Genomic DNA, 23864 nt, shown 5'->3' with positions numbered 1-23864 from the left:
CTGGAACAATGGCCCCATGGTCAACGCAGCGGTCACCGGTCCCGTGAAGGACCGTCCCCGGGTGCTCTCCGGCATCCAGCCCACCTCGGGCTCCTTCCACCTGGGCAACTACCTCGGCGCGGTGCGCCAGTGGGTCGACCTGCAGGAGGCCAACGACGCCTTCTACATGGTGGTCGACCTGCACGCGATCACCGTCGAGCAGGACCCGGCGGTGCTGCGGCAGAACACCCGGATCTCCGCCGCCCAGCTGCTCGGCGCCGGCCTGGACCCGGAGCGCTGCACCCTGTTCGTGCAGTCCCAGGTGCCCGAGCACGCGCAGCTGGCCTGGGTGATGAACTGCCTCACCGGCTTCGGCGAGGCGTCCCGGATGACCCAGTTCAAGGACAAGTCGGCCAAGCAGGGCAGCGACCGCACCACGGTCGGCCTGTTCACCTACCCGGTGCTGATGGTCGCCGACGTGCTGCTCTACCAGGCCGACGCGGTGCCGGTCGGCGAGGACCAGCGCCAGCACCTGGAGCTCACCCGCGACCTCGCGGACCGCTTCAACACCCGCTACGGCAAGACCTTCACCGTCCCCGAGCCGTACATCCTCAAGGCCACCGCCAAGATCCAGGACCTCCAGGACCCGGCCGCGAAGATGAGCAAGTCCGCGGCCACCGACAAGGGCCTGGTCAACCTGCTCGACCCGGCGAAGACCAGCGCCAAGAAGTTCAAGAGCGCGGTCACCGACACCGACACCGTGGTGACCTACGACGAGGCGAACAAGCCCGGCGTCTCCAACCTGCTGCGGATCCACTCCGCGCTCAGCGGCCGGTCGATCGACGAGCTGGTCGCGCACTTCGAGGGCAAGATGTACGGCGCCCTGAAGACCGAGCTGGCCGACCTGTTCACCGAGTGGGTCACCCCGTTCCAGGCCCGCACCCAGCAGTACCTGGACGACCCGGCCGAGCTGGACCGGGTCCTCGCGCTGGGCGCCGAGAAGGCCCGCGCGGTGGCGTCCGAGACGCTCGCCGAGGTCTACGACCGGGTCGGTTTCCTGGCGCCCAAGCGCTGATGCCGACGGCTGCCGCCACCGAGGGGGACGGCCTCGACGAGGCCGTCACCATCGGCGTGTCCATACACGTCCCGGAGCCGTACGGCAGCCTGGTGCAGGACGCCCGGGCCGGGCACGGCGACCCGCAGGCCAGGTCGATACCGACCCACGTCACCCTGCTGCCGCCGACCGAGACCCGCACCGGCTTCCTGCCCGCGATCGAACGCCACCTGCGGGCGGTGGCCGCCGCGCAGCGGCCGTTCCGGATGCTGCTGCAGGGCAGCGGCACCTTCCGGCCGGTCTCCCCGGTGGTGTTCGTCCGGGTCGAGGAGGGCGCCCAGGAGTGCCGGGTGCTGGAGGCCGAGGTCCGCTCCGGCCCGCTGGCCCGCGAGCTGGCCTTCCCCTACCACCCGCACGTCACCGTCGCGCACGGCCTGCCCGAGCCCGTCCTGGACCGCGCGTACGAGGACGCCCGGGGGTTCCGGGCGGTCTTCGAGGTCGCCGAGTTCGTGCTCTCCCGGTTCGGCGCCGACTCGGTGTGGCGCCCCTGGCGGAGCTACGCGTTCGGGCCGGCCTGAGCGGCCCGGACACCCCGGCCGTCCGGGGCGTCCGGGCTGGGAGTTCCCGGCGGGTTCACTGGGAGTCCGCCGGGAGCCGTCCGGCGAGTTCGAGCATCCGGTCCACCACCCGGGCCGCGGCCCGGCCGTCGTCGAGCGGGCAGAACCGCTCCCGGAACGCCCGGTAGCGCTCCCGGTACGGCTCCGGGTCGAGGTCGCGCAGGGCGGCCACCACGGCGGCCGAGTCCGCCAGCAGCGGGCCCGGGGCGCTCGACTCGAAGTCGAAGGTGAAGCCGCGCAGCCGGTTGCGGTAGTGCTCCAGGTCGTAGGTGAAGAACAGCATCGGCCGACCGGTCACCGCGAAGTCGAACATCAGCGACGAGTAGTCGGTGACCAGCACGTCGGCGGCCAGCATCAGGTCGGCGACGTCCGGGTGGTCCGAGACGTCCCGGACGAAGTCGTCGTCCGGCATCCGCCCGCCGACGTGCACGTGCGGGCGCAGCAGCAGCACGTGGTCCCCGCCGAGGGCTGCCCGGGCCGCCCCGAGGTCCAGCTGCAGGTCGAGCCGGTAGCGGTCGCCCTCGCGCTGGTCGTCGCGCCAGGTCGGGGCGTACAGCACCGCGGTGCGCCCCTCGGGGACGCCGAGCCGGGCCCGGACCGCGGCCCGCTCGGCCGGGTCGGCGCGCACCAGCCGGTCGTTGCGCGGGTAGCCGGCCTCCAGCAGTTCGCCGCGGTAGTCGAAGGAGTCGGCCAGCACCGGGGTGGCGAACGGGCTGGGGGAGAGCAGCAGGTTCCACTGCCGGACCTCGTGCTCCAGCCGGTCCAGGTAGCCGTCCTCGGTCATCCACGCGGCCCGCACCTGGCGCGCTATCCGCTTGAGCGGGGTGCCGTGCCACAGCTGGGCGACGACCTGGCCCTCGCGGCGCTCCAGGAACTCCGGGAAGTGCGTGTTGCCGACCAGGTAGCGGCTGGTGGCCAGCGCCTCGTACCACTCGGGGCTCCACATCCGCAGCGCGGTGGTGCCCGGCGGGGGCTGCTCCTGGCCGTCCTCGACCACCCACAGGTGCTCCAGCGGCAGGCCGCGGGCGGCCAGTTCCTCGTGCACGGCGCGCGGGTTGCAGGAGTAGCTGCGGCCGCCGAAGACGTCGTACAGCACGGCGTCGCGCAGCGGGCGGCGGCGGGCCTCCGGGTAGGCCACGGTGCGCAGCCGCAGCTGGCGGCGGGCACTGCGCTCGGCGGCGGTGAGCACCGGGGTGCTGTCCAGGATCAGGGTGTCGTGCCAGCGGCGCTCCAGCACGAAGGTCTTGGGGCCGCGCGCGGCGCGCAGCGGCAGCGCCTCCAGGACGCCGGGGTGCAGGCGCAGCGACAGCTCCTCGTGCTCGGGGGCGCCCGCCCGGCGCAGCGACAGCTCCCAGACGCCCTTGGCGAGCGGGCGGGGGCGGCCGTCGGAGGCCGGCGGCTCCAGCGGCAGGACGGTGCCGAACCGGCCGTCCGGGCCGGTGGTGACGGGGCGCCGGCGCTCCCGGCCGTCGCCGCTGTGGCGCAGCACCAGTTCGAGCGCGGCGCCGTCGTGGTGCGGCAGCTCGCCGGCCACCCGGTAGCCCTCCGGGACGGCGGTGAGGGTGTCGACCAGCGGCTCCGGGTCCTGGACGCAGAACTGCAGGTGCAGGTCGGAGAGCTGCTTGGCGTACAGCACCTGCCGGTCCGGCAGCGGGAGTTGGCGGCGGCCGGCCGGCGGGCAGTCGGCGCGCAGGTCGACGGTGGCGCCGCCGGGGCCGAGCAGGGCCGGCTCCCAGTGCCCGGTGAGCGAGCACTGCCCGGCGGCGATCCGGGCGGTGAACGCGGCGCCGTCCCAGTCGGTGGCGCAGCCGACGGCGGTGTCGGTCTCCCGGTGACGCAGTATCAGCCGCCCGCCGGCGGCCGCGGCGGGGGCCCGGCCGGAGAGCCGGAAGCCGTCGGGGGTGCGCTCCAGGCCGGTGACGGCGCCCAGGCCGGTGAGCACGGTCAGCTGCAGGGTGCCGCCGCCGAACCGGGGGACCAGCAGCACGCCCTCGTCGACCCAGCGGGCGGGCGGGTACTCGGCGCTGCCGCACCAGTGCGCGGCCAGCGGGGCGCGGGCCCGGACCTGGCCGGCGGCCACCAGCGCGTCGACCCGCCAGGTGCCGGGCCGCCACCGGCCGCCCGGGCCCAGCGACCGGGGGTCGAGCAGCGCGGTGAAGCCGGTCCAGTCGAGGCCGTGCGCCTGCTGGCCGCTGTCGTCGGTGGCCTCGGGCAGGTAGCGGGGGTGGGTCGGCAGGACCAGCGGCCGCTGCTCGGTGGGCGGGGTCAGTTCGAGGGTGACCGCGGTCTCGCCCGGGCGGTCGCCGGGATGGCCCTCCAGCCGCCCGTCGCCGGACAGCGACAGGACGTCGCCGTCCCAGACGGCCTGGCGCAGCCCGACCCGGGCGGAAGCGGCCGGTGCGGTGCGGAGGCGGTCCTGGCGGCCGGCGAAAAGGGAGATGCGAGACACTCGCCCATGACAGCCAGGTGAATGGGGAAAGTCAATTCCCTGCTTTCTGGGAAAGTTCTCAGCTTTTCCTGAAATATGCAGGGAATTGGCAGTCCATTGACCGGCGGCGACGCGGCCGCCGCCGGTCGGCGCCCCCGGCTACTCGCCCTCGGTCAGCAGCGCGTCCACCACCCGCGCCGCGGCCTGGCCGTCGTCCAGGTCCCCGTACGCCTCGCGGAACGCCGCGTACTTCTCGGCGTACCGGGCGGCCGTCCCCGGCAGGTCGCCGAGCGCCGCGACCACCTCGGCGGAGGTCCGCAGCAGCGGGCCGGGCGCCTGGGCCTCGAAGTCGAAGCTGAAACCGCGCAGGTTGTCGCGGTAGTGCTCGAGGTCGTAGGTGAAGAACAGCACCGGGCGGCCGGTGTTCATGAAATCGAACACCGAGGCGGAGTAGTCGGTCACCAGCACGTCGGCGACCAGCAGCAGCTCCGCCGTGTCCGGGTAGGTGCTGACGTCCCACACGTAGCCGTTGCCGGCCTCGGCGATCTGCCCGCGCACCACCTCGTGGCCGCGCACCAGCAGCACCTGGTCGTCGCCCAGCGCGGCCCGGGCCGCGTCCAGGTCGAGCTGCAGGTTCAGCTGGTAGCCGCCGTCCGGCAGCCGGCGGTCCTCCCGGAAGGTCGGCGCGTACAGCACCACCTTCTTGCCCTCGGGCAGGCCGAGCTGCTCGCGCACCCGCTCGGCGGTCTTCTCCCGGTCTGCGGCGAACAGCAGGTCGTTGCGCGGCGAGCCGCTCTCCAGCACCTTCCCCCCGTACCCGAAGGCGCGCCGCAGCACCGGCACCGACCAGCGGTTGCCCGCGGTCAGCAGGCTCCACTGCGGCACCTCCTCCTTGAGGTGCTCCAGGTACCCGGAGTCGGTGAACCAGACCTTCTCGAAGTCGGTGCCGATCCGCTTCAGCGGCACGCCCTGCCAGGTCTGCAGGACGACCTGGCCGGGGCGGCGGCGGAAGTACGTGGGCAGGTGGGTGGAGGTGACGATGTACTTCGCGGTGGACAGCGCCCGGAACCACTCGGGGGAGCGGTGCCGGACCGCCTCGGCGGTCTGCGGCAGCTCGGCCTGCAGGTCCACCGAGGTCCACAGGTGGCGCAGCGGCAGGCCGCGGCGGACCAGCTCCTCGTGCACCGCCCGCGGCGAGTCGCTGTAGACGCCGCCGTCCGCGGCCCACCAGTCCTCCCGGACGGTGTGGTACAGCACCGTGTCGGTCAGTGGGCCGGCCTGCTGCTCGGTGTAGGCGTGGCGCAGGGCGCGCTGCCGGTAGCCGCTGCGCTCGTCCGGCCCCAGCGGGTCGTGCGACTCCAGCGAGAGGGTGTCGAAGCCGCGGCGCTCCAGGGCGATCCGCTTGCCGCGGGCCTCGACCTCCAGCGGCAGCGCGTCGAAGGTCCCCGCGGCCAGCGCGGCCGCCGGCCACGGGCTGTCGACCGGCGCGCCGACCGGGCGGAACAGCACCGTCCAGGTGCCCTTGTGCAGCGGCACCCGGCCGGCGAAGGACGCGGTCGGCACGGCGGGCAGCGCGGCCCGGAACCGGCCGTCGGCGATCTCCACCGGGTAGGCGTGCTCCTCCTGGCGCTTGTGGTGCCGGATCACCAGCTCGTAGCGGTGCGCGCCGGGCAGCGGGAACGAGCCGCTGAGCACGAAGCCCTCGCCGTCGGCGGCCCGGGCCACCTCCTCGATCACCGGCTGCAGCACCTGGTCGCACAGCTGCAGGTAGCCGGACGGGGAGGGCTTGGCGTACAGCGAGCGCCCGCCCGGCAGCGGCAGGTGCAGCTCCACCGGCGCGGTGCGGTCGTCCAGCACCAGCGGCAGCGTGCTGCCGTCGGCCAGCTTGAGTTCGAGGTCCCAGCGGTCCCGGGTGCGCTCCTCGGCGGTCGGGTCGAGGGCGTCCCAGGCCTCCCGGACGGCGGTCAGGTCGGCGGTCCGGAACCGCGCGGTGAACGGCAGGTCGCGGCCGGCCGGGGTGCCCAGCTCCAGTTCGGCGAACAGCTCGCGGTCCGACTCGACGTGGGTGAGCCGCAGTTCGGCGCCGGCCAGGTCCGGGCCGGAGCGGACCAGGCCGCGCAGTTCGACCGCGCCGTCCGCTGCGGCGGCCGCCACCGCCCGGGCGCGCACCCGCTCCACCCGCAGCAGCAGGTGGCCGTCCCGGGACCACGGCACGATCCGGACGTCGTCCTCGACCCAGTGCACCGGCGGGTACTCGTTGCGGTCGTGCCAGCCGACCGACACCCGGCCCTTGTACACGCCGCCCTTGCCGGCCCCGGCCACCAGGACCCGCCAGGAGCCCTCCTTCCAGGCGCCGCGGGACTTCAGCCGCTGCGGGTCGATGGACGCGGCGAAGCCCGCCCAGTCGCAGCTGTACAGGTCGTGCGGGGAGCTGGAGGTGGCCTCCGGGGAGTACTGCGCCTTCGTCTGCACGGCCACCACGCCGCGGCCCTTGGCCTCGCGCAGGATCAGCGCCTTGACCATGTCGTGCTTGTGCTCGGCGCCCAGGTGCTCGGGGAAGGCGTGGCCGGTCAGCTGGAGCTTCCCGCCCTCCCAGCGGGCCTCGTACAGCCGCGAGCGCATCACCAGGGCGTTCTTCAGCCGCAGCACGTCCGCGGGCACGCTCTTGCGGCCGCCGCGCAGGAACGGGTAGTCGGCGTACGGGCGCAGCAGGCCGCGGGCCGGGGCCGCGCCGTTGCTGTCCTGCTCGAAGCGGAGCTGCTCGATCAGCTCCTCCAGCCGGCCCTGCAGGGTCAGGTGGTACTTGAGCCGCAGCGGGGCGCGCAGCTTGCGGACCTGCTCGGGGCCGATCGCGCGCAGCAGCCGGCCGACCGACTCCAGGTAGGCCGCGTTGTACTCCGGGTCGTTCTCCAGCACCGAGCCGAAGAACATCGGGATCTCCTCGACGAGGTTGTTCTCGTCGTAGGTGCGCAGGTACTTGCGGTACTTCGGGTCGCCCTGCGCGGAGAGCCAGTCCCGGACCAGCTCCATCGACTTGACCCGGTCGATGACGCCCCGCGGGTTGGTCTTCATCTGGGTGATCGACATCTCGCCGACCTCCCGCTCGCGCCAGTGGTAGATCGGCTCGGCGAGCACGTCGACCCGGCGGGCCATGAAGTGGTGCGGCACGCTGACCGGGGCGTCCTCGTACAGGATGCCCTCGGGGTACAGCACGCCCGCCTCGTCGAAGAACGAGCGCCGGTAGACCTTGTTCCAGGCGGTGCGGTCGGTGATCAGCGCCGGGATCTCGGTGATGTGGGTGCGCAGCCGGGTCGCCGCGAACGGCTTGCGGTGGCCGCCGGACTGGTAGTGGCCGACCGCGCGGAAGCGCTGCACGTTGCCGGTGCAGAAGTCCGAACCGGTCTCGTCCAGGGTGCCGATCATCAGCTCGTACGCGGACGGCGGCATGGTGTCGTCGCTGTCGACGAAGGCGAGGAACTCGCTGTCCGGGGAGACGTGCCGGTAGCCGGTGTTGCGCGCCGCTCCCAGGCCCTTGTTGACCTGCCGCACCAGCCGGAACCGGGAGTCCTTCGCGGCGTACGCCTCGGCGATGGCGGCACTGGAGTCCTTGGAGCCGTCGTCGACCATGACGCACTCGAAGTCGGCGAAGGTCTGGGCGGCGATGGAGTCCAGGCACTCCTCGAGGTAGCGCTCGACGTTGTAGATCGGGACGACGACGGACAGACGGGGGGCCATCGGTAGCGCAGAGCCTTTCCTCAGGGAGTGCGACCGGCGGGCCCGAGAAACGTGCTAAAGCGGACCGGCACCGGCCGCGATCCTACCTCTCCGGGCTTGCTAGTCTGCGCCAGGCCAGGCCAGGTCGGGAGAGTGAAGAGATGCCGCGGTTCAGCGTTGTGGTGCCGGTGCACGCCGTCGAGGAGTACCTCCCGGAGTGCCTGGAGTCGGTCCTGACCCAGTCCTTCACGGACTTCGAACTGATCGCGGTCGACGACCGCTCGCCGGACGGCTGCGGCGCGATCCTGGACGCCGCGGCCGCCCGCGACAGCCGGGTCACCGTCCGGCACCTGCCGGAGAACGTCGGCCTCGGCCCGGCCCGGAACGCCGGCGCCGAACTCGCCACCGGCGACTACCTGGTCTTCCTGGACAGCGACGACACCCTCACCCCCGGCCTGCTCGCCGACACCGACGCCCGGCTGCGCGCCACCGGCGACCCCGACCTGCTGGTGTTCGACTACGCCCGCAGCTACTGGGACGGCCGGGTCACCCGCTCCGCCTCAGCCCCGGTCTTCGCCCGGCCCGGCGCCGAGGTGTTCACCCTCGACGAGCGCCGCGACCTGCTCGACCTGCTGCAGGTCGCCTGGAACAAGGCGTACCGCCGCGAGTTCCTGCTCCGGCACGGCCTGGACTTCCCGCCCGGCTACTACGAGGACACCCCGTTCACCTACCCGGCGCTGCTCGCCGCCGAGCGGATCACCCTGCTCGACGCCGTCGGCGTCCACTACCGCCAGCGCCGCGAGGGCGGCAACATCCTCGCCACCGCCTCCCGCAAGCACTTCGACGTCTTCGCCCAGTACGACCGGGTGTTCGCCTTCCTCGACACCCGCCCCGACCTGGACCGCTGGCGCCCCGTCATCTACCGGATGATGCTCGGCCACCTCGCCACCGTGGTCTCCAAGCCCGGCCGGGTCCCGGCCGGCGACCGCCGCGAGTTCTTCCGCCGGGCCGCCGAGCACTGCGCCCGGCACCGCCCGGCCGGCTACCGGCCGGCCCCCGGCCGGGAGGGCCTGCGCGGCGAACTGCTCGGCCGCGGCAACTACCTGGGCTTCCAGGGACTGCGGGTGCTCGCCCGGGCCCGCCGCGCCGTCCGCCGCTGAGCCGGCGCTGAGCCGCCGCCGGACCGCCGCTGAGCCGCCGCGCCGTCCGCGGCCGAACCGCCGCCCGGTGAGCGGACGCTGACGGTGCGTCACGGTGCGCCCCGTTCCCGCGTCGTTCCCGCCCCGGTGGCCCGGACGGCGGTATACAGCCAGGCGTGGACTTCCTCACCAAGCTGCCCGTGATCGGCCCGGCGGCCGCCCGCCTGCTGCGCAGCCGCCCCTACCGGGTGTACCTGCTCTTCGACGACGTACAGGGCAACCGGCTGGCCGGGGCGGTCACCTTCTTCGGCTTCCTGGCCCTGTTCCCGCTGCTCACGGTGGCCCTGGCGATCGCCCTGGCCACCCTCTCCGACTCCCGGGTGCACCAGCTCCAGGACAAGATCACCGAGCAGCTGCCCGGCCTCGCCGACTCGCTCGACCTGAACGCCATGGTCGCCAACGCCGGCACCGTCGGCCTGGTCTCCGGCCTGCTGCTGGTGGTCTCCGGCCTCGGCTGGGTGGACACCATGCGCGGCGCGGTGCGGGCCATATGGCGGCTGCCGGACGACGGCGGCAACCCCGTCCTGGTGAAGGCCCGCGACTGCGTGGTGCTGCTCGGCCTCGGCCTGGTCTGCCTGGCCTCGCTGGCCGCCTCCGCGCTCGCCACCACCCTGGCCCACCGGCTCGCCGACGGCCTGGACCTGCACGGCACCGCCGCCCGCTGGCTGCTGTCCGGACTCGGCTTCCTGATCGCGGTCTGCGCCGACCTGCTGCTGTTCGCCTACCTGCTCGGCCCGTTCCCGCGGATCACCGGCCAGCACCGCCGGGCCCTGCTGGAGGGCGCGCTGATCGGCGCGGTCGGCTTCGAACTGCTGAAACTGCTGCTCTCCTCCTACCTGGGCTCGGTGGCCGGCCGCAGCCTGTACGGGGCGTTCGGCGTGCCGGTGGCGCTGCTGCTGTGGATCGACTTCGTCTCCCGGCTGCTGATGTACTGCGCGGCCTGGACCGCGCTCGCCGACCCGGAGGAGGCCCGGCAGCGCGCCCTGCGGCAGGCCGGGGCCGCGCTGGAGGCCGCCGCGAAAACACCCGCTCCTCCTGCTGTCCGCCATCCGGACGAGTGACTATGATCCCGGTCACAGCCGACCGGCTTCCGCCGACCGCACGCCGCCGCCGCGCCCTACCCGGTCGCCGGCCAGCTCCCCAGGAGACCGTGTGTCCGCACCCGACACCGCCGCCGTGCCGCCCGCCCCCACCGGGCTGCCCGTGCCGGCCACCCCCGACGACGTCCCGGGCTGGTTCTTCCGGGCCGACCAGGAGGTCTTCGCGCACCTGCTCGACCGGCAGAGCGCCGCCGGCACCACCGGCGACCTGCTGGAGCTGGGTGCCTACCTCGGCCGTTCGGCGATCCTGCTCGGCAGCCACCTGCGCGACGGCGAGACCCTCACCGTCTGCGACCTGTTCGACCTCGACGCGCCGGACGACGAGAACTCCGCCGAGATGGACATGTCCTACCGGCAGACCCTGACCCGGCGCGCCTTCGAGACCAACTACCGGGCCTTCCACCCCGCCCTGCCGGTGATCGTCCAGGCCCCCACCTCGGTGCTCGCCGACGGCCGGATCCCGGCCGGCAGCTGCCGCTTCGTCCACGTCGACGCCTCCCACCTGTACGAGCACGTGGCCGGCGACATCCTGGTCGCCCGGGACGCCCTGGCCAAGAACGGCGTCGTCGCCCTCGACGACTACCGGGCCCCGCACACCCCCGGCGTGGCCGCCGCCGTCTGGGAGGCGGTCTTCACCCTCGACCTGCGCCCGGTCCTGCTCACCCCCGAGAAGTTCTACGGCACCTGGGGCGACCCCGACGCCGTCCGCGCCGACCTGCTGGCCCGGGACTGGCGCGGCGAGGGCTTCCGGCTCGACGAGGAGCACCTCGCCGGGCAGCTCTGCCACCGCCTCGCCTGGGACGAGCCCCGGTCCGGGCCGTCCCGGACGCCCGCCCCGGCCCGCCGCTCGCTGCCCCGCCGGGTCGCCCTCGACGTGCTGCCGCCGTTCGCCACCCGCTCGGTGCGCCGGGCCCTGCGCGCCGCCCGCCGGGCCGCCTGACGCCCCGGGACGCGCCGGGACGCGCCGGACGGGCGCGTGCCCGTCCGGCGTCCGGTCAGCCCCCGGCCGGCCAGCCCCCGACCGGGCGGCCCGGCGGCGCAGCGCCCGCAGCCGCAGCAGCCCCGCCACCGCGACCGCCGCGCACAGCCCCACCGCCGACCAGGTGGCGGCCCCGGGCCGCCCGCCGCGGCGTGCGCCGCCAGCCCGCTCGCCGGACCGGCCGGCGCGGCCGGCGGAGCCGACCCGGCCGGGGTGCCCGAGGGCGCCGGGGCGTCCGCCACCGGCTGCGCGGCGGCCGCCGGGGCCTGCTGCTCCGGGGCCCCGTCCTCGGCCAGCACCCCCACCGGGGTGACCTTGCCGGCCGCGGCGAAGCCCCAGTCCAGCAGCGCCGCCGCCTCGTCGTACACCTTCGTGCCGTTCGCCGGGTGCATCACCGTCACCAGCAGGGTCCGCCCGTCGCGCTCGGCCGCGCCGGTGTAGGTGGCGCCCGCGTTGGTGGTGTAGCCGTTCTTCACCCCGATCAGGCCCGGGTACTTGCCCAGCAGCCGGTCGGTGTTGGCGATGCCGAAGCTCCCGCGCTGCCCGGTCTTCTTGTCCACCGCGCCCGGGAACTGCGCCCAGCGGGTCGCGCAGTAACCGCGGAACTCCGGATTGCGCAGGCCCGCCCGGGCGAACAGGGTCAGGTCGTACGCCGAGGTGACCTGCCCGTCCATGTCGTAGCCGTCCGGGCTGACCACGTGGGTGTCCCGGGCCTGCAACTGCTCGGCCCGGGCCTGCATGTCGGCCACCGTCTTCGCCACGCCGCCGTTCATGTTCGCCAGCACGTGCACCGCGTCGTTGCCGGAGGACAGGAACACCCCGCGCCACAGGTCCTCGACCTTGTAGTCCAGGTCCTCCTTGATGCCCACCAGGCTGCTGCCCGCGCCCATCCCCTGCAGCTCCGTCCACGTCACCCGGTGCACCTGGGAGGCCGGGAAGCGCGGCAGCACGGTGTCCGCGAACAGCATCTTCAGCGTCGACGCGGGCGGCAGCTGGGCGTGCGCGTTGAACGCCGCCAGCACCTGCCCGCTGCCCGCGTCCGCGACCACCCAGGACTGCCCGGTCAGGTCCTTCGGCAGCGGCGGCGCCCCCGGCCCCGGCGCCACCTGCGCCCCCGCCGCGCCCAGCCGCTCCCCGCCCACCACGCCGGGCGGCGGGGCGTCCCCGGGCACGGCGGCGCCCGCCGGCAGGACGGGCACCAGCAGCAGGGCGGCAGCGGACGAACCGTGGAGAATCCGGCGGATTATCAGCATTCCGGGAAAATAACCCGCACCCCGCCCGGCCCCCGGCGACGCCGCCGCCCCGCGCCACGAACGAGTACCGCCCGCTGCTCCGATCGGCGGGCCCCGCATACTGGACGGGCACCCCGTCTGCCGCGAAGGACCCCGCCATGAAGCTCAGCCGCCCGGTCTCCTGGTTCCTCACCGCCTTCGGCGTCTGGTCGCTCTTCGTCTGGACGACCTTCGCCAAGAACCTGTGGAAGGACTCCGGCGGCCAGGCCTTCGTCAACGGCGACCACTCCCAGCCCACCGCGTTCTTCTGGGTCCACCTGCTGCTCACCATCACCTCCCTGCTGCTCGGCCTCGCCATCGGCTGGATCGGCGTCCGCGGCCTGCGCGCCCTGCGCGGCGCGGCCGCCGCCGAGGGCACCGCCGCCGAATAATCCCCCCGCGAAAAGGCCCGTCCGAGGCGTGGTCAATTCGCTTGCGCAGCACCGGGGCCGAGGAGAAAGATGCCCGGCCGGGCGGGCCCGACCCGCCCGTCCGACGTCTCCCTGGGGGGAACCTTGACCCGAGCCGTGTCCCCGCGCCTGCTCGCCGCCTGCGCGACGGCCGTCCTCGCCGCCGGCCTGTTCGCCGCACCCGCCGCGCAGGCCGACACCGGCCCCGCCGTCACCGGACCGGCCGTCCTGCCCGGCCCCGTCCTCGACAGCGCCGCCGCCGACGGCTGCGCCGCCACCGGCACGCCCGGCTGGACCACCACCGCGGACCCGGTCCTCAGCGCGCACACCACCGCGCCCGCCGCCCGCTTCAAGCTGTGGGACGCGCACGGCACGAAGCTCCTCGACACCACCGCGGACACCGCCGCCGACGGCACCGTCCGGGCCCCCGCCACCGGCCTGGCCGAGGGCGCCGGCTACACCTGGCAGGTCTGGCCGCAGTACCGCCCCGGCTCCGGACAGCCCACCGCCACCTGCCGCTTCGGCGTCGACACCGCAGACCCCGCCGTCCCCACCGTGCACTCCGCCGACTTCCCCGAGCAGGGCGGCGGCAAGTACGCGGGCCAGCCGGGCGTCTTCACCTTCTCCGCCACCGACAGCGGCTCCGGCACGGCCTGCTTCCAGTACGTGCTCAACGGCATGTTCGGCGTGCCCGGCGCGGGCACCGACCTGTGCGCACCGGGCCCGGGCACCGTCCCGGCGGGCCCCGACGGCACCGCCACGCTCACCATCAAGCCCGGCGACTGGGGCAGCAACGACCTCCAGGTCCGGGCCGTCGACCACGCCGGACGGATCGGCCGGGGCGCCCGCTACTCCTTCTACGCGCCGTGGAACCCCAACCCGCCCAAGGCCCTCGGCGACGTCGACAACGACGGCGTCCCCGACATCCTGCTGCCCGACTCCCGGGGCAACCTGCTGGTCATCAGCGGAGACTCCGCCACCACCGCCCCGAGCACCGTCGTCCCGGCCGTCTGGTCCCCCATCGGCGGGAGCTGGACGGGCCTGCAGGTGCTCCACAAGGGCTGGAGCGGCGGCGGCGCGCCCGCCGACACGGTCTACGCCCACGACCCGGGCGGCAGCTACCTCTACCAGTACGTCAACCAGGGCTCCCTGCCGCTGGGCGTGCGCTCCCCGTCGCTGTCCGGGCACGCCACCAGCTGCGTCGACACCGCGTTCAACCAGGTCGCCTGCCCGGCCGACATGCTGCACGACTACTCCGACGTCCAGCAACTGGTCGCCTTCGGGCCCACCGACCCGCTCCAGCCCGAGGGCATCACCCTGCTGGACGTCGAGCACGGAGACCTCTGGCTCCAGAACGACCCCTCCTGGTTCGGCGACGCCACCCGCCTGACCACCAGCGGCGCCTGGAACGGCTACGACCTGATCGCCCCCGGCCCCGACGCCGACGGCAACCTCGCCCTGTGGTCCCGCGAACAGGCCACCGGCACCCTGCGCGCCCACCCGGTGCCCAAGCTCGCCGGCGGCGGCTACGACTTCTCCGGCCTCGCCGACCCCGCCACCGGCACCGTCCTCGGCACCTTCCCGGCCGCCGACTACCCGACCCTGGGCAGCTCCGGCGACCTCGACGGCGACGGCCGCCCCGACCTGTACGCCGTCACCGCCGACCGCCACCTGCTCACCTACCGCGGCACCACCGCGCCCACCGACCGGGGTGCCCTGGCCTGACGCCGCCCCCTCGGGGCCCCGGGGGCCCGCGCCGGAGCTTCCCGGTGCGGGCCCCCTTCAAGTGGCCGAATCCCGCTGCTAGCCTGCCCGGCACGAACTGCTGGGAGGGCTTCGGCGTGAGTACCAGTACCACCCTCGGTGAGACCCGCCCGGAGTGGGCGCGGCGGCAGGAACGGGAGCGGCGGCACCGGCGGGCGAAGTCCCGGCTGCGGCTGCCGTCCGCGGTGGCCGCGGCCTGCTGGGCGGTGCTGCTGCTGTGGTGGGCGGCGGTCTACCCGGCGTTCACCGGGGACGCCCCCGAGCCGGGCGCGCCGCTGTACGCGGCCGCGGTGCGGGCCCTGCACACCGGCCCTGCGGTGCTGGTGCAGACCGCGGCGGCGGCCTTCGCCCTCGGCTACCTGGTGGCCGCGCTGGCCCACTTCGGGGTGCGCGGGCGCTACAGCGGGCCGGTCGCGCTGGCGCTGGCCGGGCTGCCGCCGACCGCGAGCCTGGTGGTCTCGGCCACCCCCGAGGCGGTCGCCACCGTCGCCGCGCTGCTGCTCACCGGGGCGGGGCTGCGGCTGCTCGCCCGGCGGGCCCAGGGCACCCTCGCGCAGGGCGGCCCGGCCCAGCGGCTGGATCTGGCCGCGCTGACCGCGGCCGTCTGCGCCCTCGCCCTGACCGGCACCCGGGGCGCCGGAACGGCCCTGGTCGCCGTCGCGGTGCTGCTGCTGTTCCTGCCCGGGGCCCGGGTGCGCCTCGCGCTGCTGACCGTGCTCGCGCTGGCGGTGCCGATCGCGCTCGGACTGCTCGGCCACCCCGCCGCCCGCGGCGGCGACCTGCACCCGCTGCGGGCCGCCGACCTGGCCCGGGCCCAGTACCGGGCCGCCGCCCCGTTGGACCCGGCGCTGACGGCGGCCGCCCCGCCCGCCGACTGGGCCGCGGCGGGCGCCGACTGCTCCGCCACCGCCGCCCTCACCGACCGCTGGAACCCGGCCGCGGCCCGCCGTGCCGGAACCGAACTCGCCGACGCCTGGCGGCAGTTGCTCCGCGACCACCCCGACCGGGTACTGGACGCCCGGCTCTGCCGGGGCCGGATCGCCTGGGCCGTGTGGGCGGCCGACGGCGGCCCGCACGCCGCCACCGCGGTGCCCGGCCCGGCGGCCGGCTCGCACGGCCTGTGGCACCCGCTGCACGCCGCCGCGAGCTGGAGCCATACCCTGCTGCGCGCCCCGCAACTCGACTGGCTGCTGTGGCGCGGCGCCCTGTGGGCCTACCTGGGCCTGGCCGCCGCCGTGCTGCACGCCTGGCGGCACCGGATCCGGGCCCTGGTCCCGGTGGCCGGCGCGGCCGTCCTCGGCGCCCAGCTGGCACTCACCGCCTCCGCCGCCGACCAGGACTACCGGACGATGGGCGCCGCCCTGTTCCTCGGCCCGCTGCTGCTCACCCTCGCCACCGTCCGCACCCGCCGCCCCGCCTGAACGCCGCCCCGCCCGGACGCCGCGCGGACCGGACGCCGAAGGGCCCGCCCGGAGCGAACTCCGGACGGGCCCTTCGAGCGGGTCGGACTAGAAGCGACGCGTGACGAGCGCGCGCTTCACCTCCTGGATCGCCTTGGTGACCTCGATGCCGCGCGGGCAGGCCTCCGAGCAGTTGAAGGTGGTGCGGCAACGCCACACGCCCTCACGGTCGTTGAGGATCTCCAGGCGCTGCTCGCCGCCCTCGTCGCGCGAGTCGAAGATGAAGCGGTGCGCGTTGACGATCGCCGCCGGGCCGAAGTACTGGCCGTCGTTCCAGAACACCGGGCACGAGGAGGTGCACGCGGCGCACAGGATGCACTTGGTGGTGTCGTCGAAGCGCTCGCGGTCGGCCTGCGACTGCAGCCGCTCGCGGGTCGGCTCGTTCCCGTTGGTGATCAGGAACGGCATGACGTCCTTGTACGCCTGGAAGAACGGGTCCATGTCCACGATCAGGTCCTTGAGGACCGCGAGGCCCTTGATGGCCTCGATCGTGATCGGCTTCTCCGGGTTGACGTCCTTGATCAGGGTCTTGCACGCCAGCCGGTTGCGCCCGTTGATCCGCATGGCGTCCGAACCGCAGATGCCGTGCGCGCAGGAGCGGCGGTACGTGAGCGTGCCGTCCTGCTCCCACTTGATCTTGTTGAGCGCGTCCAGGACGCGCTCCTTCGGGTCCATCTCCAGCTGGTAGTCCACCCACACCGGGTCCGGGTGCTCCTCCGGGTTGAACCGGCGGATCCGGAAGGTGACGCTGATCAGCTGGGTGCTGCCCGCCTCGACCGCGTCCAGCGCGGCCGAGTGCGTCTCGACGGTCGGAGTGGACATCAGTACTTACGCTCCATCGGCTGGTAGCGGGTCTGCACGACCGGCTTGTAGTCGAGGCGGATCGAGGTGGAACCGTCCTCGGCCACCTCGCGGTACGCCATGGTGTGCTGCATGAACTTCACGTCGTCGCGGGTCGGGAAGTCCTCGCGGTAGTGACCGCCGCGGGACTCCTCGCGGGCCAGCGCGGAGACGACCAGGACCTCGGCCAGGTCGAGCAGGTTGCCCAGCTCGACGGCCTCCAGCAGGTCGGTGTTGTAGCGCGAGCCCTTGTCCGCGATCGAGACGTTCTTGAAGCGCTCCTTGAGCGCCGCGACGTCCTCGACGGCCTGCTGCAGGGTCTTGCCGGTGCGGTAGACGGACACGTTGGTGTCCATCGACTCCTGCAGCTCCTGGCGGATCTTGGCGACCGACTCGGTGCCGGTGGACTCCCGCAGGCCCTCCACCAGCGCCTCGACCAGCGCGCCCGGGTTCTCCGGCAGCGGCACGAAGTCGTGCTTGTCGGAGTACTCGGCGGCCGCGATGCCCGCCCGGCGGCCGAACACGTTGATGTCCAGCAGCGAGTTGGTGCCCAGGCGGTTGGCGCCGTGCACCGACACGCACGCGACCTCGCCCGCGGCGTACAGGCCCGGGACGATGTCGGTGTTGTTGCGCAGGACCTCGCCCTCGACGTTGGTCGGGATGCCGCCCATCGCGTAGTGCGCGGTGGGCTGGATCGGGATCGGGTCCGTGTAGGGCTCGATGCCGAGGTAGGTGCGCGCGAACTCGGTGATGTCCGGCAGCTTGGCGTCCAGCTGCTCCGGCGGCAGGTGGGTCAGGTCCAGGTAGACGTGGTCGCCGTCGGGGCCGCAGCCGCGGCCGGCCCGGATCTCCGAGTAGATCGCGCGGGAGCACACGTCACGGGACGCGAGGTCCTTCATGACGGGGGCGTAGCGCTCCATGAAGCGCTCGCCGTCCTTGTTGCGCAGGATGCCGCCCTCGCCGCGGGCGCCCTCGGTGAGCAGGATGCCCATCCGCCAGATGCCCGTCGGGTGGAACTGGAAGAACTCCATGTCCTCCAGCGGCAGGCCCCGGCGCAGCGCCACGGCCTGGCCGTCGCCGGTCAGGGTGTGCGCGTTCGAGGTGACCTTGAACATCTTGCCGGTGCCGCCGGAGGCGAACACCACGGCCTTGGCCTGGAAGACGTGGATCTCGCCGGTGGCGAGCTCGTAGGCCACCACGCCGGCGGTGCGGCCCTCGTTGATCAGCAGGTCGAGGACGTAGAACTCGTTGAAGAACTCGACGCCGTGCTTGACGCAGTTCTGGAACAGCGTCTGCAGGATCATGTGGCCGGTGCGGTCCGCGGCGTAGCAGGACCGGCGGACCGGGGCCTCGCCGTGGTTGCGGGAGTGGCCGCCGAAGCGGCGCTGGTCGATCCGGCCCTGGTCGGTGCGGGAGAAGGGGAGACCCATCTTCTCCAGGTCGAGGACCGCGTCGATGGCCTCCTTGCACATGATCTCGGCGGCGTCCTGGTCGACCAGGTAGTCACCGCCCTTGACCGTGTCGAAGGTGTGCCACTCCCAGTTGTCCTCCTCGACGTTGGCGAGCGCGGCACACATGCCGCCCTGCGCCGCGCCGGTGTGGGACCGGGTCGGGTAGAGCTTGGTCAGCACCGCGGTGCGGCTGCGCTGCGTCGACTCGATGGCCGCGCGCATGCCGGCGCCGCCGGCGCCGACGATGACGGTGTCGTACTGGTGAATCTGCATGGGGGTCAGTCGCCTCTGGTGGCTCGTCTAGATGTTCGGGTCGAAGGTGAAGATCACCAGGGTGCCGAGGACGACCGTGAAGACGGTCGCGACACCGAGGAGACCCTTGAGCCACAGACGAGTGGCGTCCTTCTCCGCGTAGTCGTTGATGACGGTGCGCATGCCGTTGGAGCCGTGCAGCATCGCCAGCCACAGCATCAGCAGGTCCCAGACCTGCCAGAACGGGGACGCCCAGCGGCCCGCCACGAAGGCGAAGCTGACCCGGGAGACACCGCCGTCCAGCATCAGGTTGATCAGCAGGTGGCCGAGGACCAGCACCACCAGGACGACACCCGACAGGCGCATGAACAGCCAGGCGAGCATCTCGAAGTTGGTGCGGGTGCGGCGCGGGGTCTTCTTCGTGCGGGTCCGGGCGGGCTCCACCACGAAGGCGTCGGCCGGGTTGCCGGTGCCCAGTCCCTTGGCGGTGTGGGCCTGGAGGGAGGGGACCACCAGGTCGTTGGTGTCAGTCGACATCAGGATCAGCCCCCGAACCAGGTGCGAAGGGTGTGCTCGAGGACGGGGTAGAAGGCGCCGGCCATCAGGACGACCCAGACGCCCACGACGGTCCACAGCATCTGCTTCTGGTACTTCGGGCCCTTGGCCCAGAAGTCCACCGCCACGACCCGCAGACCGTTCAGGGCGTGGAACAGGATGGCGGCCACCAGGCCGTACTCCATCAGGTTCACCAGCCAGAACTTGTACGTGGCGATCACCGAGTCGTACGCCTCGGGCGACACCCGCACCAGGGCGGTGTCCAGGACATGTGCGAACAGGAAGAAGAAGATCAGGACGCCGGTGACTCGGTGAGCCACCCAGCTCCACATGCCTTCCCGGCCGCGGTACAGCGTTCCAGCCGGCACGGAAAACCCTCCGGAAGCGGTTCGGGGGCTCGGCCGGCTTCGGTGTCGGTCAGCCCGGCCGGATACGGTCCACCGGCCGCGAGCATCCTATCGACGCGCCGTCGGCAACCGCCGTCGGGGGCCCCTGGTGTGATCAATCAGGCACGCACGGCCTAATCGGAACGGGAACTGTGACGCTGCGTCACGGTTCGACTGCGCTACGGTACGCCTCCCGCTCCCCCCGCTGCCCAGCCGAGAGGCCCGCCGTGCGACCCCTGCCCGCCCTCGCCGCCCCCACCGCCCTCGCGCTCGCGCTCGCCGCGGCCGGCTGCACCGGCGCGCCGCGCCCGCCCTCCGCCGACGCCGTGGTGGCCACCGCGGCGGCCTCCGCCGGGAGTTCCGCCGGGCCCGAGTACGACGCCGCCGCGGTGCGCGCGCTGGCCGTCACCGACGCCGACCTCGCCCCCGGCTGGCACGTCACCCTGATGCAGCCCGGCCGGAGCGACATCTCCAGCCCCCCGCAGACCGCCGACGCCCCGGCCTGCCAGCCCGTCCTGGACGCCCTCACCCCGTCCAAGGGCGCGGCCGGCCCGCTGGCCGAGACCGACCTCGACATCGCCCGGGCCGGCGACACCCCCGCCTCGCTCTACACCGCGGTGCTGGCCTTCCGGCCCGGCCGGGCCGCCGCCGTGCACTCCGGGCTCGACCGGGTCCTCGACCGCTGCCGGGCGTTCACCTCCACCGCCGGCCGGCACCTGCTCACCCGCCTCGACACGCCCACCCCCGGAGGAGCCGACGCCGCGACCGCCTTCACCCTCACGAATGAAACCGGCGGCACCACCATCGTCCAGCGCGCCCTGGTCACCCGGACCGGGGACCTGCTGGCGGTCTTCACCACCCTCGACGCGACGGGGCACCCGGCGCCGGAGCCGGACCGGGGCGTGGTGGCGGCGCAGCTGGCCAAGTTCGGCCGGAACGGGATGCGGCCGGGGCCCCGGGAAGGGGCCCCGGCCGGGGGGTCCGTCAGCTCTTGACCGCGACCAGGTGTTCCAGGCGGCTGAGCGCGATGCGGCGCAACTCCTCGGCGGAGACCAGGCGTTCCTCGTCGGGGTCGTTGGCGAGCCGGGTGCGGAGCGAGGTGAGGACGGCGTCCAGCATCTCCTCGGGGTCGACGCCGTCCAGGCAGACCACGAAGACGTACCCGAACCGGGCCTCGTACGCGGCGTGGGCGGCGCGCAGCGCGGTGTGCGCGGCCTGGCTGCCGGGCGCGCGCATGCCGAGCAGCGGCTGGGGCATCCAGCTCTCGTCGGCGAGGGCCTCCGCGAGGTCCGCGGGGCGCAGGTCGTAGCTGGCCTCGCTGGCCGCGGCGAGCAGGGACTCTATGTCGGGATAGGGGCGGTGGGCGGTGAGGCGGAGGGCCCAGCGGTGGCTGCCGCAACAGGCGAGCAGCGCCTCCTCCACCGCACCGGAGTCGGCTTCGTTGAACCGGTGAAGCCCCAGCAGGGACGGTGCCGACCGCACGTCGAGACGCTGCGGCGGGATGTCGCTGGCCAGCGGATCCTCCTCGTGAGGGCAGGAAGGCGGAATGCTGCAGAGACGGGGGGTGGGCCGGGGAAGGCGGGTGCGGCGGTGCCGCCGCGCGGGGCCGGTACAGCTCGGCGGGGCAGCGCCTCCACGGTAGTTGAGGGCTCATCAGTTGGGGAGGCGGCGGGCCGATTTCACCCGATCGAGCTATCAAGTTGTGACCCGCCGCCCTTTCCGTTCACGCGGAACGGATCAACTGGCCCGGTGCACCTTGTGGTTGGCGGCCTGGGCGCGGGGCCGGACCACCAGCAGGTCGATGTTCACGTGGGCGGGCCGGGTGACCGCCCAGGAGACGGTGTCGGCGACGTCCTCCGAGGTGAGCGGCTCGGCGACGCCCGCGTAGACCGCGTCCGCCTTCTCCCGGTCGCCGCGGAAGCGGGTCAGCGCGAAGCCCTCCGACTTCACCATGCCGGGCGCGATCTCGATCACCCGGACCGGCTCGGCCACGAGTTCGAGGCGCAGGGTCTGGGCCATCGAGTGGACGGCGTGCTTGGCCGCCACGTACCCGCCGCCGCCCTCGTACGCGGCCAGCGCCGCGGTCGAGGACATGATCAGCACGGTGCCCTCGCCGGTGGCGCGCAGCGCGGGCAGCAGCGCCTGGGTCAGGTGCAGCACGCCGATCACGTTGACCTCGTACATGGTGCGCCAGTCCGCCGGGTCGCCGCTCTCGACGCTCTCCGCGCCGAGCGCGCCGCCCGCGTTGTTCACCAGCACGTCGACCCGGCCCACCTCGGCGGCGAACGCGTCCACCGCGGCTCGGTCGGTGACGTCCAGGGTGTAGGGGCGGCCGCCGATCTCCTTCGCCAGCGCCTCGATCCGCTCGGTGCGGCGGGCGGTCAGCACCACCTCGAAGCCGTCCGCGGCCAGGCGGCGGGCGGTGGCCGCCCCGATGCCGCTGCTGGCGCCGGTGACCACGGCCACCTTCTGCTCGGTCATGTTCGTGCACTCCTCGTGTGTCCGGTCGGTGGACCGATCATCCCAAGGAGCGGGTCGCGGATGTTGTGAGCAAGGTCCCAGCCGTGGCATCTGTCTGCTCCCGACGGGGCACGGCTACATTGCGTATCCAGCCGACCCGTTAATCGGCGCTAACCCTCACACCTTTCCCGCGGAGGACACCCATGGCAGCCGAGCCCCGCCGCACCGAGTCGGGCCTGCCGATCGAGCCGGTGTACGGCCCCGACACCCTGGACGGCTTCGACGCCGCGAGCCGGCTCGGCGCGCCCGGCCGGTACCCGTTCACCCGCGGCGTGTACCCGACCATGTACACCGGCAAGCCGTGGACGATGCGCCAGTACGCCGGCTTCGGCACCGCCGCCGAGTCCAACGCCCGCTACAAGCAGCTCATCGCCAACGGCACCATGGGCCTGTCGGTGGCCTTCGACCTGCCGACCCAGATGGGCTACGACTCGGACGCCGCGATCTCGCACGGCGAGGTCGGCAAGGTCGGCGTGGCGATCGACAGCGTCGAGGACATGAACGTGCTCTTCGGCGGCATCCCGCTCGGCGAGGTCTCCACCTCGATGACCATCAACGCGCCCGGCTCGCTGCTGCTGCTGCTCTACCAGCTGGTCGGCGAGGCCCAGGGCGTGCCGTCGAACAAGCTCACCGGCACCATCCAGAACGACGTGCTCAAGGAGTACATCGCCCGCGGCACGTACATCTTCCCGCCCAAGCCCAGCCTGCGGCTGATCGCCGACGTGTTCCAGTACTGCCGGGCCGAGATCCCCAAGTGGAACACCATCTCCATCTCCGGCTACCACATGGCCGAGGCCGGGGCGAACCCCGCGCAGGAGATCGCCTTCACCCTCGCCAACGGCATCGAGTACGTCCGCACCGCGGTCGCCGCCGGGATGGACGTCGACGACTTCGCGCCCCGGCTCTCCTTCTTCTTCGTCTCCCGCACCACGCTGCTGGAGGAGGTCGCCAAGTTCCGTGCCGCGCGCCGGATCTGGGCCCGCGTCATGAAGGAGGAGTTCGGCGCGAAGAACCCCAAGTCGCAGATGCTCCGCTTCCACACCCAGACCGCGGGCGTCCAGCTCACCGCCCAGCAGCCCGAGGTCAACCTGGTCCGGGTCTCGGTCCAGGCGCTCGCCGCGGTGCTGGGCGGCACCCAGTCGCTGCACACCAATTCCTTCGACGAGGCGATCGCCCTGCCGACCGAGAAGTCCGCCCGGCTCGCGCTGCGCACCCAGCAGGTGCTCGCCTTCGAGACCGACGTCACCGCCACCGTCGACCCGTTCGCCGGCTCCTACGTGGTCGAGGCGATGACGGACGAGCTGGAGGCCGCCGCGCTGGAACTGATGGCCAAGGTCGAGGACATGGGCGGCGCCGTCGCCGCCATCGAACAGGGCTACCAGAAGGGCGAGATCGAGCGCACCGCGTACCGCATCCAGCAGGAGCAGGACTCCGGCGAGCGGACCGTGGTCGGCGTCAACCGCTTCCAGCTCGCCGAGGAGGAGCCCTACGAGCCGCTGCGGGTCGACCCGGCGATCGAGGCCCAGCAGGCCGAGCGGCTGGCCCGGCTGCGGGCCGACCGGGACACCTCGGCGGTCGACCGGGCGCTGTCGCAGCTGCGCAAGGCCGCGGAGGGCACCGACAACGTGCTCTACCCGATGAAGGAGGCCCTGGCGGCCCGGGCCACGGTCGGCGAGGTCTGCGACGCGCTGCGCGGCGTGTGGGGGACGTACGTGCCGGTCGACCGGTTCTGAGGCCGCGACGCGAGGGCGGCGGCGCTCCGGCGGTGCGACTCGCCGCCGGTGCCGCGACCTTGCCGGCGTGCGCCTTCCGCTTCGCGCAGTTCCCCGCGCCCCTGACGGGGCGCGGGGACGGAGTCGGAGCCGGGGGACGGCGAGAGGGGCCT

General features: G+C 73.6%; 18 protein-coding genes and 1 pseudogene. 10 read left to right on the top strand and 9 right to left on the bottom strand.

Features of this window, described 5'->3' with window-relative positions:
• The first annotated feature begins 16 nt into the window (after positions 1–16).
• Together trpS and OU787_RS11960 are read left to right on the top strand one after the other, a co-directional pair.
• Entirely contained in the window at positions 17–1054 is a 1038-nt protein-coding gene (gene trpS, locus OU787_RS11965) for a tryptophan--tRNA ligase (RefSeq protein WP_030457326.1), read from the top strand.
• The gene (locus tag OU787_RS11960) at positions 1054–1611 is read left to right on the top strand and encodes a 2'-5' RNA ligase family protein (protein WP_051816394.1); all 558 of its coding nucleotides are present in this window, start codon (positions 1054–1056) and stop codon (positions 1609–1611) included. Before trpS ends, OU787_RS11960 begins: the two co-directional genes overlap by 1 nt.
• A 55-nt stretch (positions 1612–1666) precedes the next feature.
• On the opposite strand, the gene OU787_RS11955 is transcribed toward OU787_RS11960, so the two are convergent.
• Together OU787_RS11955 and OU787_RS11950 are read right to left on the bottom strand one after the other, a co-directional pair.
• Positions 1667–4099 (bottom strand): CDP-glycerol glycerophosphotransferase family protein, encoded by a 2433-nt coding sequence (locus OU787_RS11955; protein WP_268659318.1) that lies wholly within the window; start codon positions 4097–4099, stop codon positions 1667–1669.
• A gap of 138 nt (positions 4100–4237) precedes the next feature.
• The gene (locus OU787_RS11950) at positions 4238–7813 is read right to left on the bottom strand and encodes a bifunctional glycosyltransferase/CDP-glycerol:glycerophosphate glycerophosphotransferase (RefSeq protein WP_268659317.1); all 3576 of its coding nucleotides are present in this window, start codon (positions 7811–7813) and stop codon (positions 4238–4240) included.
• A 140-nt stretch (positions 7814–7953) separates the two neighbouring features.
• On the opposite strand from OU787_RS11950, the gene OU787_RS11945 reads away from it, so the two are divergent.
• The 3 genes from OU787_RS11945 to OU787_RS11935 all read left to right on the top strand — a co-directional run bounded on the left by OU787_RS11945 (position 7954) and on the right by OU787_RS11935 (position 11031).
• Positions 7954–8952 carry a glycosyltransferase family 2 protein gene (locus OU787_RS11945; protein ID WP_030457322.1) on the top strand — a complete coding sequence of 333 codons (999 nt, stop codon included), beginning with the start codon at positions 7954–7956 and terminating at the stop codon, positions 8950–8952.
• A gap of 155 nt (positions 8953–9107) precedes the next feature.
• The gene (locus OU787_RS11940) at positions 9108–10052 is read left to right on the top strand and encodes a YihY/virulence factor BrkB family protein (protein ID WP_030457321.1); all 945 of its coding nucleotides are present in this window, start codon (positions 9108–9110) and stop codon (positions 10050–10052) included.
• A 91-nt stretch (positions 10053–10143) separates the two neighbouring features.
• Positions 10144–11031 carry a class I SAM-dependent methyltransferase gene (locus OU787_RS11935; protein WP_268659316.1) on the top strand — a complete coding sequence of 296 codons (888 nt, stop codon included), beginning with the start codon at positions 10144–10146 and terminating at the stop codon, positions 11029–11031.
• 485 nt (positions 11032–11516) lie between these two features.
• Here OU787_RS11935 and OU787_RS11930 read toward each other — a convergent pair.
• A pseudogene (locus OU787_RS11930) lies at positions 11517–12323 on the bottom strand (D-alanyl-D-alanine carboxypeptidase family protein); the annotation flags it as partial.
• A 137-nt stretch (positions 12324–12460) separates the two neighbouring features.
• On the opposite strand from OU787_RS11930, the gene OU787_RS11925 reads away from it, so the two are divergent.
• From OU787_RS11925 to OU787_RS11915, 3 genes are all read left to right on the top strand, one after another.
• A complete protein-coding gene (locus tag OU787_RS11925) occupies positions 12461–12733 on the top strand; it encodes an SCO4848 family membrane protein (RefSeq protein WP_268659315.1) in 273 nt (90 codons plus the stop codon).
• A 123-nt stretch (positions 12734–12856) separates the two neighbouring features.
• Positions 12857–14476: a hypothetical protein gene (locus tag OU787_RS11920; RefSeq protein ID WP_268659314.1), complete on the top strand. Its 1620-nt coding sequence runs from the start codon at positions 12857–12859 to the stop codon at positions 14474–14476.
• 116 nt (positions 14477–14592) lie between these two features.
• Positions 14593–15936 (top strand): hypothetical protein, encoded by a 1344-nt coding sequence (locus OU787_RS11915; RefSeq protein ID WP_268659313.1) that lies wholly within the window; start codon positions 14593–14595, stop codon positions 15934–15936.
• Positions 15937–16023: 87 nt separating this feature from the next.
• On the opposite strand, the gene OU787_RS11910 is transcribed toward OU787_RS11915, so the two are convergent.
• From OU787_RS11910 to sdhC, 4 genes are read right to left on the bottom strand one after another with little or no spacing between them, the layout of a single operon-like run.
• Positions 16024–16797, bottom strand: coding sequence for a succinate dehydrogenase iron-sulfur subunit (locus OU787_RS11910; protein ID WP_030457316.1), 774 nt, complete (start codon positions 16795–16797; stop codon positions 16024–16026).
• Positions 16797–18539, bottom strand: coding sequence for a succinate dehydrogenase flavoprotein subunit (sdhA, locus tag OU787_RS11905; RefSeq protein WP_030457315.1), 1743 nt, complete (start codon positions 18537–18539; stop codon positions 16797–16799). The genes OU787_RS11910 and sdhA overlap by 1 nt, the downstream gene beginning before the upstream one ends.
• A gap of 27 nt (positions 18540–18566) precedes the next feature.
• Positions 18567–19055: a succinate dehydrogenase, hydrophobic membrane anchor protein gene (sdhD, locus tag OU787_RS11900; RefSeq protein ID WP_030457314.1), complete on the bottom strand. Its 489-nt coding sequence runs from the start codon at positions 19053–19055 to the stop codon at positions 18567–18569.
• A 5-nt stretch (positions 19056–19060) separates the two neighbouring features.
• The gene (sdhC, locus tag OU787_RS11895) at positions 19061–19441 is read right to left on the bottom strand and encodes a succinate dehydrogenase, cytochrome b556 subunit (RefSeq protein WP_030457313.1); all 381 of its coding nucleotides are present in this window, start codon (positions 19439–19441) and stop codon (positions 19061–19063) included.
• A gap of 245 nt (positions 19442–19686) precedes the next feature.
• On the opposite strand from sdhC, the gene OU787_RS11890 reads away from it, so the two are divergent.
• Positions 19687–20454 carry a hypothetical protein gene (locus OU787_RS11890; protein WP_268659312.1) on the top strand — a complete coding sequence of 256 codons (768 nt, stop codon included), beginning with the start codon at positions 19687–19689 and terminating at the stop codon, positions 20452–20454.
• On the opposite strand, the gene OU787_RS11885 is transcribed toward OU787_RS11890, so the two are convergent.
• Both OU787_RS11885 and OU787_RS11880 read right to left on the bottom strand, forming a co-directional pair.
• Positions 20444–20941 (bottom strand): 2-oxo-4-hydroxy-4-carboxy-5-ureidoimidazoline decarboxylase, encoded by a 498-nt coding sequence (locus tag OU787_RS11885; RefSeq protein WP_030457311.1) that lies wholly within the window; start codon positions 20939–20941, stop codon positions 20444–20446. The genes OU787_RS11890 and OU787_RS11885 overlap by 11 nt on opposite strands.
• 255 nt (positions 20942–21196) lie before the next feature.
• Complete coding sequence (locus tag OU787_RS11880) at positions 21197–21940, bottom strand: SDR family oxidoreductase (protein WP_030457310.1); 744 nt, start codon at positions 21938–21940, stop codon at positions 21197–21199.
• Positions 21941–22122: 182 nt separating this feature from the next.
• Between OU787_RS11880 and OU787_RS11875 the strand changes: the two genes are divergently transcribed.
• Complete coding sequence (locus OU787_RS11875; RefSeq protein WP_268659311.1) at positions 22123–23712, top strand: acyl-CoA mutase large subunit family protein; 1590 nt, start codon at positions 22123–22125, stop codon at positions 23710–23712.
• Positions 23713–23864: the final 152 nt, after the last annotated feature.

It is taken from the genome of Kitasatospora sp. YST-16 (assembly GCF_026802215.1).
In the GTDB taxonomy this organism is placed as follows: Bacteria; Actinomycetota; Actinomycetes; order Streptomycetales; family Streptomycetaceae; genus Kitasatospora; species Kitasatospora cineracea.
This window is presented reverse-complemented; position numbering and strand designations above follow the sequence as displayed.

What these genes read in the sequence shown, in the direction of transcription:
- trpS (WP_030457326.1), top strand. Translation starts at nt 17, where the DNA reads ATGGTCAACGCAGCGGTCACCGGTCCCGTGAAGGACCGTCCCCGGGTG.
- OU787_RS11960 (WP_051816394.1), top strand. Translation starts at nt 1,054, where the DNA reads ATGCCGACGGCTGCCGCCACCGAGGGGGACGGCCTCGACGAGGCCGTC.
- OU787_RS11950 (WP_268659317.1), bottom strand. Translation starts at nt 7,813, where the DNA reads ATGGCCCCCCGTCTGTCCGTCGTCGTCCCGATCTACAACGTCGAGCGC.
- OU787_RS11945 (WP_030457322.1), top strand. Translation starts at nt 7,954, where the DNA reads ATGCCGCGGTTCAGCGTTGTGGTGCCGGTGCACGCCGTCGAGGAGTAC.
- OU787_RS11925 (WP_268659315.1), top strand. Translation starts at nt 12,461, where the DNA reads ATGAAGCTCAGCCGCCCGGTCTCCTGGTTCCTCACCGCCTTCGGCGTC.
- OU787_RS11910 (WP_030457316.1), bottom strand. Translation starts at nt 16,797, where the DNA reads ATGTCCACTCCGACCGTCGAGACGCACTCGGCCGCGCTGGACGCGGTC.
- sdhA (WP_030457315.1), bottom strand. Translation starts at nt 18,539, where the DNA reads ATGCAGATTCACCAGTACGACACCGTCATCGTCGGCGCCGGCGGCGCC.
- sdhD (WP_030457314.1), bottom strand. Translation starts at nt 19,055, where the DNA reads ATGTCGACTGACACCAACGACCTGGTGGTCCCCTCCCTCCAGGCCCAC.
- OU787_RS11880 (WP_030457310.1), bottom strand. Translation starts at nt 21,940, where the DNA reads ATGACCGAGCAGAAGGTGGCCGTGGTCACCGGCGCCAGCAGCGGCATC.
- OU787_RS11875 (WP_268659311.1), top strand. Translation starts at nt 22,123, where the DNA reads ATGGCAGCCGAGCCCCGCCGCACCGAGTCGGGCCTGCCGATCGAGCCG.